Origin of the sequence: Nonomuraea sp. NPDC049784 (genome assembly GCF_040659615.1) — a bacterium.
Lineage (GTDB): Bacteria > Actinomycetota > Actinomycetes > Streptosporangiales > Streptosporangiaceae > Nonomuraea.
Genome location: NZ_JBFAMX010000260.1, coordinates 1 through 14011, shown reverse-complemented (window position 1 = coordinate 14011; position 14011 = coordinate 1). Strand labels below are relative to the sequence as shown.

General features: G+C 69.9%; 12 protein-coding genes. 5 read left to right on the top strand and 7 right to left on the bottom strand.

Annotated elements, in window-relative coordinates; genetic code table 11:
* Both AB0J09_RS36950 and AB0J09_RS36945 read left to right on the top strand, forming a co-directional pair.
* The coding region (locus tag AB0J09_RS36950; protein ID WP_360701397.1) for an aldo/keto reductase at positions 1-389 on the top strand (389 nt) is incomplete at its 5' end.
* Positions 390-512: 123 nt separating this feature from the next.
* Complete coding sequence (locus AB0J09_RS36945; protein WP_360701394.1) at positions 513-761, top strand: hypothetical protein; 249 nt, start codon at positions 513-515, stop codon at positions 759-761.
* Here the strand turns inward: AB0J09_RS36945 and AB0J09_RS36940 are convergent.
* The 5 genes from AB0J09_RS36940 to AB0J09_RS36920 are packed head-to-tail and all read right to left on the bottom strand — an operon-like array spanning position 734 to position 8472.
* Positions 734-2053, bottom strand: coding sequence for a hypothetical protein (locus AB0J09_RS36940; RefSeq protein WP_360701391.1), 1320 nt, complete (start codon positions 2051-2053; stop codon positions 734-736). The genes AB0J09_RS36945 and AB0J09_RS36940 overlap by 28 nt on opposite strands.
* Before the next feature lie 47 nt (positions 2054-2100).
* Positions 2101-5457: a hypothetical protein gene (locus AB0J09_RS36935; RefSeq protein WP_360701388.1), complete on the bottom strand. Its 3357-nt coding sequence runs from the start codon at positions 5455-5457 to the stop codon at positions 2101-2103.
* Complete coding sequence (locus tag AB0J09_RS36930; RefSeq protein ID WP_360701385.1) at positions 5454-6266, bottom strand: carbohydrate ABC transporter permease; 813 nt, start codon at positions 6264-6266, stop codon at positions 5454-5456. Before AB0J09_RS36930 ends, AB0J09_RS36935 begins: the two co-directional genes overlap by 4 nt.
* Positions 6263-7174 (bottom strand): sugar ABC transporter permease, encoded by a 912-nt coding sequence (locus AB0J09_RS36925; protein ID WP_360701382.1) that lies wholly within the window; start codon positions 7172-7174, stop codon positions 6263-6265. The genes AB0J09_RS36930 and AB0J09_RS36925 overlap by 4 nt, the downstream gene beginning before the upstream one ends.
* Positions 7171-8472 carry an extracellular solute-binding protein gene (locus AB0J09_RS36920; protein WP_360701379.1) on the bottom strand — a complete coding sequence of 434 codons (1302 nt, stop codon included), beginning with the start codon at positions 8470-8472 and terminating at the stop codon, positions 7171-7173. The genes AB0J09_RS36925 and AB0J09_RS36920 overlap by 4 nt, the downstream gene beginning before the upstream one ends.
* Positions 8473-8689: 217 nt before the next feature.
* Here AB0J09_RS36920 and AB0J09_RS36915 point away from each other — a divergent pair, with 217 nt between their 5' ends.
* From AB0J09_RS36915 to AB0J09_RS36905, 3 genes are all read left to right on the top strand, one after another.
* Positions 8690-9427 carry a DeoR/GlpR family DNA-binding transcription regulator gene (locus AB0J09_RS36915; RefSeq protein WP_360701376.1) on the top strand — a complete coding sequence of 246 codons (738 nt, stop codon included), beginning with the start codon at positions 8690-8692 and terminating at the stop codon, positions 9425-9427.
* Between the two features lie 93 nt (positions 9428-9520).
* Positions 9521-11077, top strand: a complete 1557-nt coding sequence (locus AB0J09_RS36910) for an alkaline phosphatase D family protein (protein WP_360701373.1) — start codon at positions 9521-9523, stop codon at positions 11075-11077.
* Positions 11078-11092: 15 nt separating this feature from the next.
* Positions 11093-11989 carry a discoidin domain-containing protein gene (locus AB0J09_RS36905; RefSeq protein ID WP_360701370.1) on the top strand — a complete coding sequence of 299 codons (897 nt, stop codon included), beginning with the start codon at positions 11093-11095 and terminating at the stop codon, positions 11987-11989.
* Positions 11990-11995: 6 nt separating this feature from the next.
* Here AB0J09_RS36905 and AB0J09_RS36900 read toward each other — a convergent pair whose 3' ends face one another.
* Both AB0J09_RS36900 and AB0J09_RS36895 read right to left on the bottom strand, forming a co-directional pair.
* Positions 11996-12457, bottom strand: coding sequence for a hypothetical protein (locus AB0J09_RS36900; protein WP_360701367.1), 462 nt, complete (start codon positions 12455-12457; stop codon positions 11996-11998).
* A gap of 105 nt (positions 12458-12562) precedes the next feature.
* Positions 12563-13765 carry a hypothetical protein gene (locus tag AB0J09_RS36895; RefSeq protein WP_360701364.1) on the bottom strand — a complete coding sequence of 401 codons (1203 nt, stop codon included), beginning with the start codon at positions 13763-13765 and terminating at the stop codon, positions 12563-12565.
* Positions 13766-14011: the final 246 nt, after the last annotated feature.

Here is a 14011-nt window from a genome sequence, read left to right as displayed (position 1 = left end):
CCGGCCGCATCCGCCGCGGCCGGCCCCTCCCCGCGGGCAGCCGCCTGCACAAGACCGCCGCCTTCGGGCCGCCGGTGGACGACGAGCTGCTGTATGCGGTGGTGGACGCCCTGGACGAGATCGCCGCGGAGACCGGCCACTCCGTGCCCCAGGTCGCCCTGAACTGGCTGCTCCAGCGACCGACCGTCTCCTCGGTCATCATCGGGGCTCGCGACGAGACGCAACTGCGGGAGAACCTGGGGGCGGTCGGCTGGAACCTGGCCCCGGACCAGGTGGCCAGGCTGGACGCGGCCAGCACCACCACGGCGGCGTACCCGTACTTCCCGTACCGGCGGCAGGAGGGTTTCGCCCGGCTCAACCCGCCGATCGCCGCCCGCGTGAAATTCTGAAAATTTCACACCGCGACCAGCGTCCGCGCTGGTCGCCAAGAGGGCGAGGGCGGCGCCGTTGCGGGGGCGGATCACCGCATCGTGCAATTGCGGTGATCCGCCCCCTTCGAGATGGGAGACCTGGTGCGCCACCGACTCGCCGCCCTGTCGCTGCTCGCGTCCACCGCCCTGGTCCCGGCCCTGGCCGTGGCCACGCCCGCGCACGCCGACCTGACCCTGCAGAAGGTCTACTCCAGCCTGCCCTACGACATCTGCATCGCGTTCGGCCAGTCCGGACAGCAGAACGGCCGGTGGGGCACCTGGTGGTGCAGCGCGACCCAGCCGCAGATCCCGCAGTACCCCACCTACGACCTGTGGGCGTACCCGTACTGAGGCTGAGACCGCAGGACCGTGCCGTTCCAGACCAGCGCCGGCGGCTCGGGGGTTGAGGGGCGCAGCCAGGCGACCTCCACCCCCGTGCCGACCAGCTCGAAGACGTAGGCGTCCGGTCGTCCCGGCACCTCCACGCGGCGGACGTCCTCCGCTCCGGCCAGCCGCGACGACAGCTCGGCGAACGCGTCCGCGCAGGGGTGCCGCACGGACATGGTGTCGCCCTCGAAGGCCATCAGCTGGAACTTCGAGAACAGCAGCTGCAGGAAGTTGTACGGGTCAGGCGTCGTGGGCGTGTCGGGGCCGAGCTGCCAGCAGACGGTCAGCCGGATGCCGCACGACAGGGCCAGCATGTTCCTGATGACGAGGTCGTCGGCGTTGAGCCGGTGCCGCAGGGCCTCGAGCTCCTCCGGGCAGCCGGTCATGAACATCTGGAGGTTGGGTGGCAGCTCGGCCATCCGGTCGTACAGCCGTTTCATGGCCGCGCGCACCGGTTCGGTGGTGAGCCGCCCCTCGTGGAGGTCCTCGACGGTCAGGCGGTGCCACGGCTGGACGCCCCCGGCCTCGAACACCTCGGTCAGGTGCTCGAACACCTCGGGGTACTGCAGCGGCAGCGGCCCGTTGTACTCGCCCGCCACGACCGGCTTGTCCCCCACCGCCGCGCGCACGTCCCGGATCGTGTCGGGGATCAGGTACGGGTCCCCGTACAGGTGGATGTCGAAGACGTCGTACGCGTCCCGCCCCTCCTCGATGACCTGGAGGAAGAAGTCCCGCTCGCCGTCCGGCTCGTCGGGGGCGGGGAACACGCCGGGCGGGCAGCCGCCCAGCACCACCGTGGCGTCCGGGTCGCCGCTCTTGACCGCCTGGTGGAAGGACGTGAGGTGGGCGACGTAGTCGGCGGCCGTGCCCGCCCAGAACAGCGCGATGCACGGCTCGTTCTCACACTGCCAGTAGCGCACGCGGCCCCGGCAGTGCTCCACGAGGGCGCGCAGCGTGGCCGCGTAGGCCGCCGGGTCGACGGGCGGGGAGGCGGGCAGCAGGTCGGTGGAGCGGGTGGAGCCCCACGGCGAGGACGCGCCCAAGGTGAACCAGAGCTCGGTGCCGTCGTCGACCTGGTCGAGCACGGCGTCCACCGCCGACCAGTCGTGGCGACCGGGCTCGGGCTCGAGCTGCGACCAGTAGAAGAACACGCGTACCAGCCCTGCGCCCAGCTCCTTGGCCTGCGGGGCGAACGTGTCGGGCTTGTTGTAGAGGCCGTACTGGATGCCTCGCACCACTCCGAGTTGGATGTCCATGACCTCACGGTCTCCGGCCGCCCTGGTAGAACGCTGGCAGAGCGCTGTCAGGGGGTGCGCAGGCGGACCGGGCCGAACAAGCCGGTGCTGCGCTGGCCGGGGAAGACGAAGTGCGTGGGGCTGACCTCGTCCAGGTACGGGGCGAGGGTGCCGAGGACGAGGACCTCGACGGTGTTCTCGCCCTCGTCCAACGCCACGTCGAAGGTGTAGGGCGAGCACACCCTGATCCCGCATGGCCGCCCGTTCACCGTCACCTCGGACGTGCCCCGGACCCTGCCGAGATCGACCACGCCCGGTCCGGCGGTCGCGCTGATCGTGGTGCGGTAGCGGACGCCGCCGCTGTAGCCGGACAGCCCGCGCTCCTCCCAGTCGCCGAGCCGCATGCGGCCGGGACCGCAGGTGAAGCGGACCGGGCCGGTCAGCGTCCCGGTGACCTCCACCTCCGTCTCGCGGATCCGTACGGGCCCGGTCGCGTTCACCTCGATCCCGGTCACGCCAGGCGGCGGGTCCAGCAGGAGGCGCTCGGTGCGCGGGCCGCGCCCCGGCAGGGCGAACGTGGCCGGCAGGGCGGCCGGGCGGCCGTCGAGCCAGCCCGCCTCAGGCAGCGGGTTCGGCCGGGGACGCAGGTGGAGGGCAGCCGGGTCGCCGTGCTGGCGCCGCCGTACGCGCGGTCGCGACGACCAATCAGGGCCGGAGACCACGAGCCCGTCCACCAGCACCCAGCCGCCGGACTCCACGGTGATCGTGTTGTCGCCGGGCCGCAGCAGCCGGGACACGTCGTAGCGGCGCACCCGGGGGATGTCCGCCTCCTCGTACGGGTCGAATCCGCCCTGCCTGCCCGCCTCCACCCCGTTGACCAGCACGCGGCAGAACGCCGTCGAGGCCACCTGCACCAGCTCGTACGGCGGCTCGCCGACGTGGACCGTGACCTGCATGGGAGACCCGCTGATCCACTCGGGCCGGACGGCGTCCGCCGGCGAGCCGACCAGACAGGCGTAGGCCCGCAGGTCGAGCGGCTCGTCGGGGACCAGCCGCAGCTCCAGCAGGTGTTCGCCGGGCGCGACCGGCGAACGCGAGACCGCGGCGTATCCGGCGTCGTCCAGCGGCAGTTCCTCGCCGTCCAGCCACACGGTCTTCGCCGCCCCGGCCCCGACCGCCAGCCAGCCGGTGCCCGGGACGGTGAGCACGCTGCGGAAGCGTGCCTCCTCGCCCGCCCGCACCTGCCCGAACGCCAGGAACTCGCCCGGCACGTGCCCCTTCGGTCCGAGGGTCTCCCGATGGATGGGATCCTTGCGCAGGCCGCGTGAGGGCGACCACACCGACGGCGTCCATGGTCCGGCCCCCACCCGCTGCTCCCCGCGGGGTCCGAAGGTGGCGTGTACCGGCTCGCCGTCCGGTGTGCGCAGCGTCCAGCGCTCGACGGTGGCCTGAGTGCCGAAGTCCGCCCACGTGTCGTCCAGCGTCGGCACCAGCTCGACGTCCCACTCGTCGCCGAGATCGACCTCGTGGGGGTACGAGGGAGGCGTGGGCACCGAGGAAGTGGTCCCGTCGAAGATCAGCAGCGCGGCCGGCCCGTCGTCGAAAGGCACGACGACCTCCACCGCGTCGCCGTCCCTGGTGTGCGGCAGCGCCCGGGTCTCCCCGGTGAAGGGACTGGCCAGCGTCGGCGTCCCGGAGACTCCCCGGACCTTGACCCGCATCTCTTTCGCGTAGCGGCCTGGGTCGAAGGAGATGGTGGCGTCCAGCCAGCCCAGCTCGACGCCGCGCTCCTCGGGCCGGCCCACGCCGATCCTGCTGGCCATGGGGTGCGTGGCGGTCAGGAACACCAGCGTGGTCTCCCCGATCTCGCGCACCAGCGGCGGCACCGGCGCCTCGACCCGTCGTTCGAGCCCGGCCAGCGCCTCCCCCAGTTGTCCGCTCGACTCCACGAACGCGGCCGGCAGCCCCTCCGGCAGCGCGCCGACCGCGACCAGCAGCCCGCCGTCGGCGGCGAACTCCGCCAGCCTGGCAGCCACGTCCTCGTCGAGCACGGTGACGGCCGGCAGCACGATCGCCCGGTACGCCTCGGTGGAGACGGCCAGCCGCCCGCCCTTCACGTTCGCCCGCCGCACGGAGTCCTCGTCGATCACGTCGGCGTCGAGGCAGAGCCGGTCGAGCACCCCAGGCACGGTTGCGAACCACGCCATGTCGCCCACGATCTCGCGGTAGACCTCCTGCGCCCGCGCGGCCTCGGGAGAGACCCCGTCCAGCCGGGTGCCAGCCTGCGACGTCGCGGTGGGCAGGAGCACCGCGACGTCGCAGGCGTGGCGGCCCAGGGAGAGCGCCGCGCACAGGCGGGTGACCGCGTCGGCGAAGACGCGGTGGTGCCGCCAGTACGGCTGGCGCCAGTCGGTGGAGGGAGGCGCCCACTCCCACCAGCCGCGCCTGGTCGTGTAGTAGACGGCGTGCGGGTTGTAGAGGTTGGCCCCGGCCCGCAGCCAGGGCAGCAGCCAGTCGAAGGTCTCCTCCAGGGTGCCGCCCCAGCCGCTGGAGTGGAACGCCTCGATCCACGTGCGCGGCCTGCCGTACAGGTGGGCGAGCGAGGAGTGCAGGCGCGCGTCCCCGTGGTGGTCCGAGCCGGGCGCGCTGAACCAGCGATGGGTACGCGCGTAGTCGCCGTACAGCCGTACCCCGTCCACGGGATGCCCGGCGCGGGCCGGGTCCTGCTGGTCGCAGCCGTTGAGCAGGCCGTGGCGCTCGTGCCAGGCGGCCAGCGGCCGGAAGAACGCCTCCTCGGCCAGCTCGGCGCGGGTGAGCTGGTAGGCCTGCCAGTCCGGCTCGTCGAGCGAGAAGGGCTCGCCGCGCCTGACCGCGTACTCCTCGGCGAACGTGGCCGACCAGGTGGGCAGGGTGGGCAGCTCGTCCTGGAACGACCCGGCGATCACCCTGCCGAACCAGTGGCCGACCCGCCGCTCGAACTCCCCGTGCACCCGGTCGAGCAGCACCGCGCACGCCTCACGGGACAGGTAGTCGAAGCCGCGCGTCGAGACGGACCCGTCGGCGGCCAGCCACTGACCGGCGAACTCCGGACGTTCCTGGACGAGGCGGGCCTGCAGGTCGGCGCCGGAGAAACCGAGCTGGTCGTAGAACCACAGGTAGGCGCCGAGCTCGAAGGCGTCGGCGCAGACGCCGTCCAGCAGCTCCCACCAGGCCTCGGACAGGAACGGCGGATCGTCGGCGTCGGAGCCGAACAGCGGCCCCGACGGCGCCAGGTTCAGTATGACGAGGTTGCGCACTCCCCCCGCGACCAGGCGCTCCATCTGCCAGCGCAGCCGGTCGCGGCGCAGCGGCTCGCCGCTCCACCACCAGATGGCCGCCGGGGAGAACTCCCGAGGCGGGTCGCGCAGCACGTCGAAGAGGGTCATCCCTTCAGCCCGCTGGCGAAGCCCTTGATGACGTAGCGCTGCAGCACCAGGAAGACCAGCACGATCGGCAGCGCCCCCAGCACGAGCCCGGCGAAGACCAGGCCGTGGTCGGAGACGTACTGGCCGACGAAGGCGAAGACGCTGACCGGGACCGTCTCGAACCCGGAGCCGCCCAGGTAGAGCAGCGGGGTGAAGAAGTCGTTCCAGATGAAGACGGCGTTGAGGATGAGCACGGTGCCGGTGATGGGCCGCAGCAGCGGGAAGACCACCTTGGTGAAGGCGGTCAGGTGCGAGGCGCCGTCGATCTGGGCGGCGCTGGCGTACTCGCGGGGCAGCGCGCGGATGAAGCCGGTGTAGAGGAAGACCGTGAAGGGGAGCTGGATGCCGGTATAGAAGAGGATCATCCCGGCGTGCGTGCCAATCAGCCCCAGATCGGTCACCAGCTCGTAGAGCGGGATCATGCCGAGCTGGAACGGCAGCACGATGCCCAGCAGGAAGAGGATGTAGAGGCCGTACCCGAGCCGGGTCTGCACGCGGGCCAGGAAGTAGGCGGCGAACGAGCCGAGCGCGATCAGCGCGACCAGACTGACGACGGTGATCACCGTGCTGTTCACCAGCGAGGGGCCGAGCGCGGCGGCCGTCCACGCCTTGCCGAAGTTGGCCAGCGTGGGCGGGCTGGGCAGCGCCAGCGGCGTCTGGGAGATCTGCGCCGGGTCCTTCAGCGACAGCGAGACCAGCGTGTAGACGGGGAACAGAAAGGCCACCGCCACCGCGATCATCACGATTTCCAGCAGGAACGTCCTTCTCACGCCGTCACCTCGCGGTTGCGCAGGTAGTAGACCTGGATGAGGGAGACGGCCGCCACGAACAACGCGAGCACCAGCGCGATGGCGGTGCTGTAGCCGAACTTGCCGAACACGAACGCCTGCTTGTACAGCACCGTGGACAGGGTCTCCGTGGCGTAGCCGGGGCCGCCGTTCGTGGCGGCGAAGACCTGGTCGAAGAGCTTGAGCCCGCCGATCGTGGAGAGCATGAGGTTGATCGTCACCGCGGGGGCGAGCAGCGGCCAGGTGACGTAGCGGAAGCGCTGGAACGTGCCCGCCCCGTCGATCATCGCCGCCTCGTGCAGCTCCTTCGGCACGCCCTCCAGCCCGGCCAGGAAGATGACCATGGAGTATCCGGCGTACTGCCAGACGACCATGCCGGCGATCGACCACAGCGCGACCGACGGGTCGCCCAGCCAGTCCACGTGCAGGCCGAGCAGCCCGTTGAGGCCGGCCGACGGGTCGGGGTTGTAGACGTACTTCCACAGGAACGCCACCATGACCGGGCTGACGACCACAGGCGCGAAGAAGACCACCCGCAGCACCGCCCGGCTCTTCAGCTTGGCGTTGACGCCCAGGGCCAGCAGCAGGCCGACGCCGTTCTGCACGGCCACGATGGCCACGGTGAGCAGCAGCGTGTTGCCGATCGAGCCCATGGCCTGCTCGTCGTGCAGGAGCGTGCCGAAGTTGGACAGTCCGACGAAGGCCATGTCCTGGCCGATGCCGCTCCAGTCCGTGAAGGCGTACACCACGCCGGCAGCGGCCGGGTAGAGCACGACCAGTGCGTAGACGACGAGTGCGGGCGCGGCGAACAGCCAGGACGGGGAGGTGGTGCTGAACCGCCGCCTCCGCCGTGAGGCTGCCGACCGCCGCCGCACAGTCAGGGAAGTCACTTCTTGTACGCCTCGTCCATCTTCTTCAGCGCCTCGTCGATGGTCGACTTGCCGGCCAGCAGCTCCTGGATCACCGCGAAGTGCACAGGCTGCACCTCGGCGTTGGGCCAGCGCTGGTCCATGAACGGCACCGCCCGGTCCTTGGTGAACGGCAGGAATGACTGGACGGCCGGGTCGATCGTGGACGAGGAGTCCTGGGTGAGCGGGATCGCGGCGATGGCCTTGGCCCAGGCGTTGATGTTCTCCTGCTTGCCGAGGAAGTCGATGAACGCCTTGGCCTGCTCGACGTTCTTGCCCTTGGCGTTCGCGCCGAGCCCGACGACCACACCGGCCGGGATCCACACCTGGTTGGCGTCGTCGGCCCCGGGCACCGGGAACATCGACAGGTCGTCGGGCGAGGAGGCCGCCTTGCGGAAGTCGGGCAGCACGGCCGACACCTGGATCGCCATGCCGGCCTTGCCGGTGGCCACCATCGAGATCTGCTGCTCGAACGTGGTGCCGTTCGGCTTGTCGTTGAAGAAGCCGCGCTTCTGCAGCTCCAGGTACATCTCCATGGCCTGGCGCCAGCCCGACTGGGCGAACGTGGTCTGCCCGGCGAGCTGCTTGTCGTCGAACGTCGGGTCCTTGGCGTAGACGGTGGAGGGCACCAGCGCGTACGTGATGAGCTGGGTGACCCACGGCGTCTGCGCGCCCAGGGCGATCGGCGTGATGCCCGCCTTCTTCAGCTTGTCGCAGACGGCGAGGAACTCCGTCCACGTGGTCGGCGGCGCGTCCACGCCCGCCTTCTGGAACGCCTTCTTGTTGTAGACGGCGCCGATGACCGACGACCCGGCGGAGTAGATGTAGGTCTTGCCGTCGAGCTGGAAGGCGGGCTTGAAGCCGGCGGGAATCGTGTTCGTCCAGGCCTGGGCCGACAGATCGGCCAGCAGCCCGGCCTTGGCGATCTGGCTCATGGACATGGCGCTGCCGTTGCCCGGATACACCACGTGCAGGTCAGGTCCGTTGCCCGCGCCGAGCTGGGTCCGCACGGAGGTCTGCACCTGGTCGGTGGGGGCGTAGGAGGCGGTGAGCCGCACCTCCGGCTTGGCCTTCTGATACGTGGCGATCAGCTCGTCCATGGGCGCCTTCTGGTCGGCCACGCCCACGATCTTCAGGTCGAGGGCCGCCGCCCCGCCGCCGGTCGTGGCGGTGGTCTCGGGCTTGGTCGAGCAGGCCGTGGCCGCCGCCGCCACCGCGAGGCCGCCCATCATGCGGAAGAACTGGACCCGGCTCAGTCGGGCGTCACGCAGATCGGTCATGTCATGTCTCCTCGACGGCGCTGGCGAGCCGATACGAACGTTTTAATGACGGGCCTGTTAAGTTAACAGCGAAACTTGTTAAAACTGAGGGATGTCGGGAGGGTACGAGTCGCCCGAGAAGGGTGTCAAGAGTAGGATCCGCAACCGTCCTAGCGAGGGTGGGGGCTTAGTGAAGTCGCGGCAGCACACCTCTGGCAGGTCCGCCCGGTGGCGGGGCATGGCCGAGCACATCGTGCGGCAGGGTTCGGCCTCGGTGACGGAGCTCGCGGAGAGCTTCGAGGTGAGCGTGATGACCGTGCACCGGGACCTCGACGAGCTGGAGCGCCAGGGCATGGTGCGCAAGGTCCGGGGCGGCGCCACCGCTCAGGCCTCCAACGTCTGGGAGAGCAACATCGTCTACCGGCTCCAGGCGCACACGGCAGAGAAGGACGCGATCGCCAGGGTGGTGGCCGGGCTGATCGAGCCGGGCAGCTCCGTCATGCTCGACGACTCCACCACGGCGCTGGCCGTGGCGCGCCATCTGGGCGAACTGGCCCCGCTGACCGTCCTGACGAACTTCCTCGAGGCGATCAGGCTGCTCGCCGGCACGCCCGACATCCGGCTCATCGCGCTGGGCGGCGAGTACCACGCCACCCACGACTCGTTCCTCGGGCTCGGCTGCGTGGACGCGGTCGAGGCGGTCAGCACCGACGTGGTGGTGGTCTCCACCTCGGCGGTCTCCGACCAGTACGCCTTCCACCAGGAGCAGGAGATCGTGCTGGTCAAGCGGGCGATGCTGCACTCGGGCACGCGGCGGATCCTGGCCGTGGACGGCTCCAAGCTGGCCCGGGTGGCCCTGCACAGGGTCGCGCCGCTCGAGGACTTCGACGTCATCGTGGTTGACTCGAACGCGCCCGCCGAGATGCTGCAACGGCTGCGCGACCGGCACCGGCGGGTCGAGGTCGCTCAGTTGTAACAACAAGATCTGTGATTTGTAACTCAAGTCTTGTTAAGACCTTGCCTGCTTGCTACAAAGTGAGGGCTTTCGCCCCCCACGTGAGGAAGCAGCATGCACACCCGCCGTTCTTTCCTCGGTCTCAGCGCATTAGCCCTGGCGTTCAGCACCGACCTCGCCGACCCGTGGACGGCCCAGGCCACGGTCAAGGGTGACTATCCCTTCCAGCTCGGCGTCGCATCGGGAGATCCGCTGCCCGACCGGGTGGTGCTCTGGACCCGGCTGGCGGTCAAACCGCTGGAGCCGCTGGGCGGCCTGCCGTACAACAAGATCAAGGTCGAGTGGGAGATCGCGGAGGACGAGGGGTTCACCCGGCGCGCGGGGCACGGCTCCACCTGGGCCACCCCCGAGTACGGTCACTCGGTCCATGTGGACGCCAAGGGTTTGCTGCCCGGCCGCGAGTATTTCTACCGTTTCCGCACCGGGGGCGAGCTCAGCCCCGTCGGCAGGACCAAGACGGCCCCCGCGCTGCGCAGCAGCCCCGAGTCGCTCCGGCTGGCCTTCGCCTCATGCGCGTCGTGGCAGGACGGCTACTACGCCGCCTACCGCCACCTGGCGGAGGAGCAGCCCGACGTGGTCTTCCACCTCGGGGACTACATCTACGAGTACGGAATCGTGCCCTCGGGCGGGAACCGCAACACGCCGGTGCCCGAGCAGTTCCGGGTGCAGTGCGACACGCTCGACCGCTACCGCGTCCAGTACGGCCTCTACAAGAGCGACCCCGACCTGCAGGCCGCGCACCAGGTGGCGCCGTGGATCGTCACCTGGGACGACCACGAGGTGCTCGACAACTGGGCGGGCAAGTACGGCCCCGGCGGCGAGGTGACCGAGCAGGACTACCTGGTGATCCGCGCCAACGCCTTCCGCGCGTACTGGGAGAACCTGCCGATCAGGGTGCCGGCCGTGCAGGGGCCCGACGCGCGCATCTACCGCAGGTTCGCCTTCGGTGACCTGGCCATGTTCAACGTGCTGGACACCCGCCAGTACCGCGACGACCAGGTCTGCGGCGACGGGCAGCAGATCGACTGCGCGGAGCGGCTCGACCCGGCCCGGCAGATGCTCGGGGCCGAGCAGGAGAAGTGGCTGCTCGACGGCCTGGGCGCCTCCCATGCCAAGTGGAACGTGCTGGCCCAGCAGATCGCCATGATGCAGCTCGACTACGACGCCGGGCCCGCCCAGAAGCTCAGCATGGACCTCTGGGACGGCTACAAGGCCGCCAAGGATCGCGTGCTGAACGGCATGGTCGAGCGGCAGGTCAGCAACCCCGTCGTCCTGACCGGCGACATCCACTACAACCTGGCCGGCGAGCTCAAGGCGAACTTCGACGACCCCTCGTCGCGCACGATCGGCGTGGAGTTCGTCGGCACCTCGGTCAGCAGCGGCGGCAACGGCAACGCGAACACCGGTCTGCCGCCCGGGGGCAGCGACCCGGTCAACCCGCATCTTCGCTTCTCCAGCTACCAGCGCGGCTACGTCTCCTGCGAGGTCACCCGGAGCCAGTGGCGGGCCGACTTCAAGGTGGTCCCGTACGTGGACCGGCCCGGCGCGCCGGTCTCCACCCGCGCCAGTCTCGTGGCCCTCGACGGCGTGCCCGGCCTGCACGCGCTCTGACAGGAAGGACCGATCATGCGACTCCTCACCGCCGCGCTGGCCGCCGCCACCGTCCTGACCGCCACGGCCGCGGCCTGGCAGCCCTCCCCCACTGAGCCCCCTTCGGTCCCATCGGTGAAGGTCAGGCAGGGAACCTCCAAGGGCACGGGCAAGCTGACCCCGATCGCCGGCTCCGACCGGGTGGTCGCCCCGCTCGGCGTGGACCCGGCCTGCCCGGCCAAGATCGAGGTCGGCATGCGCAGCGACGCGAAGACGGCCTCATACGCCAGCCTGTCCGTGGAGATCGACCAGCCGCTGTCCGCCTCCCGCTCGATGCTGACCAGCTACCTGCCACCCGGCTACGAGCTCGGGGCGAAACTGCTGATCGCCGTCCCTCCCACCACCTCCGAGGGCGAGTACGGGCTGCGTCTCAAGACCGCGAACCAGACCCTGCCGGTGCCGGTGCAGGTGGTAACCCTCGACAAGCTCGACAACGGCGGAAATTTCGCGCTTTATCGCCCGATCACCGCCTCGTCCCAGCACACCAACGCGAACTACCCACCGTGCAGCATCGCGGACGGCGACTCGGGCTCCAACGGCTGGGCCGGCGGCAACGGCTGGAACGACGCCACGTCCAGGGCCTGGCCCGACACGGTGGCGATCGCGCTCGGTGGGGCCAAACAGATCTCCCGCGTGGACCTCTACACCCTGAACACCGAGCGCTACCCGGCCTCGAGCGTCGGGCTGCGCGACTGGGACGTCCAGGCGGGACTGAACGGCCAGTGGCAGACGGTGGCGCAGGTCCGCGGCAACACCGCGGGCAGCGTCCGCTCCGACTTCGCGCCGGTGACGGCGGACGCGGTCCGCATCGTCGCCCTGGCCTCCAACGGCGCCAACGACTACACCCGCATCACGGAGGTGGAGGTCCGCTAGGCCGCCCTAGAGCCCGTCGGAACGGATGCCACCGCCGGGCTCACTGTCGGCGGCCAGCGGGCGGATCTCGCTGAAGAGCTGGAGCGTCACCGGCCGGAGCCGCGCCCTGGGCCAGCGCAGCCGCAACGGGGAGAACGTCGCCGCCAAGACGATCTTCAGGTACGAGCGGCCGGTACGGCCGACGGGCACCTGGACGCACAGCCCGGACACGCCGGCGACGGTCTCCCGGCGGCCGATCCGAAACCGGCCGGCCCCCCTGACCTGGGGTCCGCCCTCGAGGCTCACCGAGTCCCAGCAGAGCTCGGCCGCCCCTGGGAAGGCCAGCCGCAGCGTGAACCCCGCCAGCGACCCGGCCGGATCCAGGTAGAAGGAGCCCTGGAAGTCATGCGTCCCGAGGCCGGTCGACAGCTTCGCCTCGCTGGCGTCCATGGCGATCCGCCAGGCGCCGGGATCGGTATAGGGGATCAAGGGGCTCACCTCGCTATGGAGTACGACGCGTCTACGCAGATAAGACGTCTTTACTCCGGCGAATGTGACATTCTTCGCCCATCGCCCGTCCCGTCGAGGCCGAAGTCAGCGTCTGAACGCCAGGCTGCCCACGGGGTGCTCGCCCTCCGTCTGCAGGCGGTACTCCTGGCCGGATTTCGCCCGGTTCTCCTCGATGACCTGCTCGGATGGCGCCTTGTCGCCGCCCATGATCGCGTCCTGCATCTTCTGGAAACGCTCGTGCGCGTCCTGGACGTACCCCGTCCCCAGAGTGGTGAAGTCGATCTGGGTGGCGATCAGCTCGCGCAGGTACGCCTTGTTCGGCTCGAACGTCACCGGGGCGGGCAGCTCGGGAGCGCACACCTCCTCCGGCTCGCGCCCGTCGTGCCTCTTGAACAGTTCGGCGGCCAGCCGCAGGTGCTCCAGCTCCATGTTGAGGTGCAGCTCCCAGATGTTCTTCACCCTCGGGTCCGACTCGGTCTCCATGAACGAGTGGTACATGTAGCACTCGTTGTACTCGTGGTTGAGCAGCATCTCCCACCAGCTCTCGCCCGGGTCCACGAGCGACTCGTAGTGGGTGACGTGCTCCTCCTCGATCAGGGCGATCTCCTGATACAGCCGGCGGGCGATCGGCTCCATGTACATGGGGCCGACGTTCATGTAGAAGTTCATGGTCTGCTGCTCGGCCGCCGTGATCGTGAGCGCGTGCAGCTTGGAGATGGGCGCGGTGTTGTTCCTGTCGTACGGCTCGCGCACGTTGTCCATCGGGTCCCGATGCTGCAGGTACGTCGGCCGCCCCGGCATCACCTCGGTCAGCTGGTCCACGATCTTCTCGGCCTTGCGGTGCTCGATCATCTCGTACAGGTTCGCGTACCGGTACAGATGGTCGAAGTCCTCCAGCACGCCGAACTCGAAGGCCTGCTTCAAATACCCGTCCGGCTCCATCCGCGCCACCCACGCCGTCAGATCCACCGCCACCTGCTCGTAAGCGAGCGTGGTCTCCAGCACCGACGACACCCCTGGCAGCAGCCAGTTGACCACCTTCTGCTGCTGCGCCTCGATGTAACGCACCCGCGCCAGCTGCTGCTTCAGCTCGATCTCCGGGCAGTGGCGGGCGAGATGGTGGCTGAAGAAGATCGCTTCCGTCTCGATCCCGTTCATCGCGATGATCCGGCACCGCGTGTACGGGTCGGCGTGGTCGGGATCGATGGGCTCGACATTCAGCTCGCGCCAGTTACGCAGCTGATCGTCCAGCGGGACACCCCGCTCCCGGAGTGGGTTGAAGGTCATGTGAGCAGCGCTCCTTCGAGGCCGTGGCGTTCGGGTTGCGGCCTACCCGGGGCAATCTCCCCACTACACCGTCGAAGGTCCTAGAGATAGCAATGCCTCCGACACGGTCACCAACGCCACATTCCCACCCGTACCGGGACTCCGGGAGAGGAGTGCACGAGCGGCGGCCCGGAAGGCGCGGGCAGCCCGGCGGACTGGAGAAGGCACTGGTCCAGGTCGGTCAGCGCGGCCCGGCGCAGCGGCCAC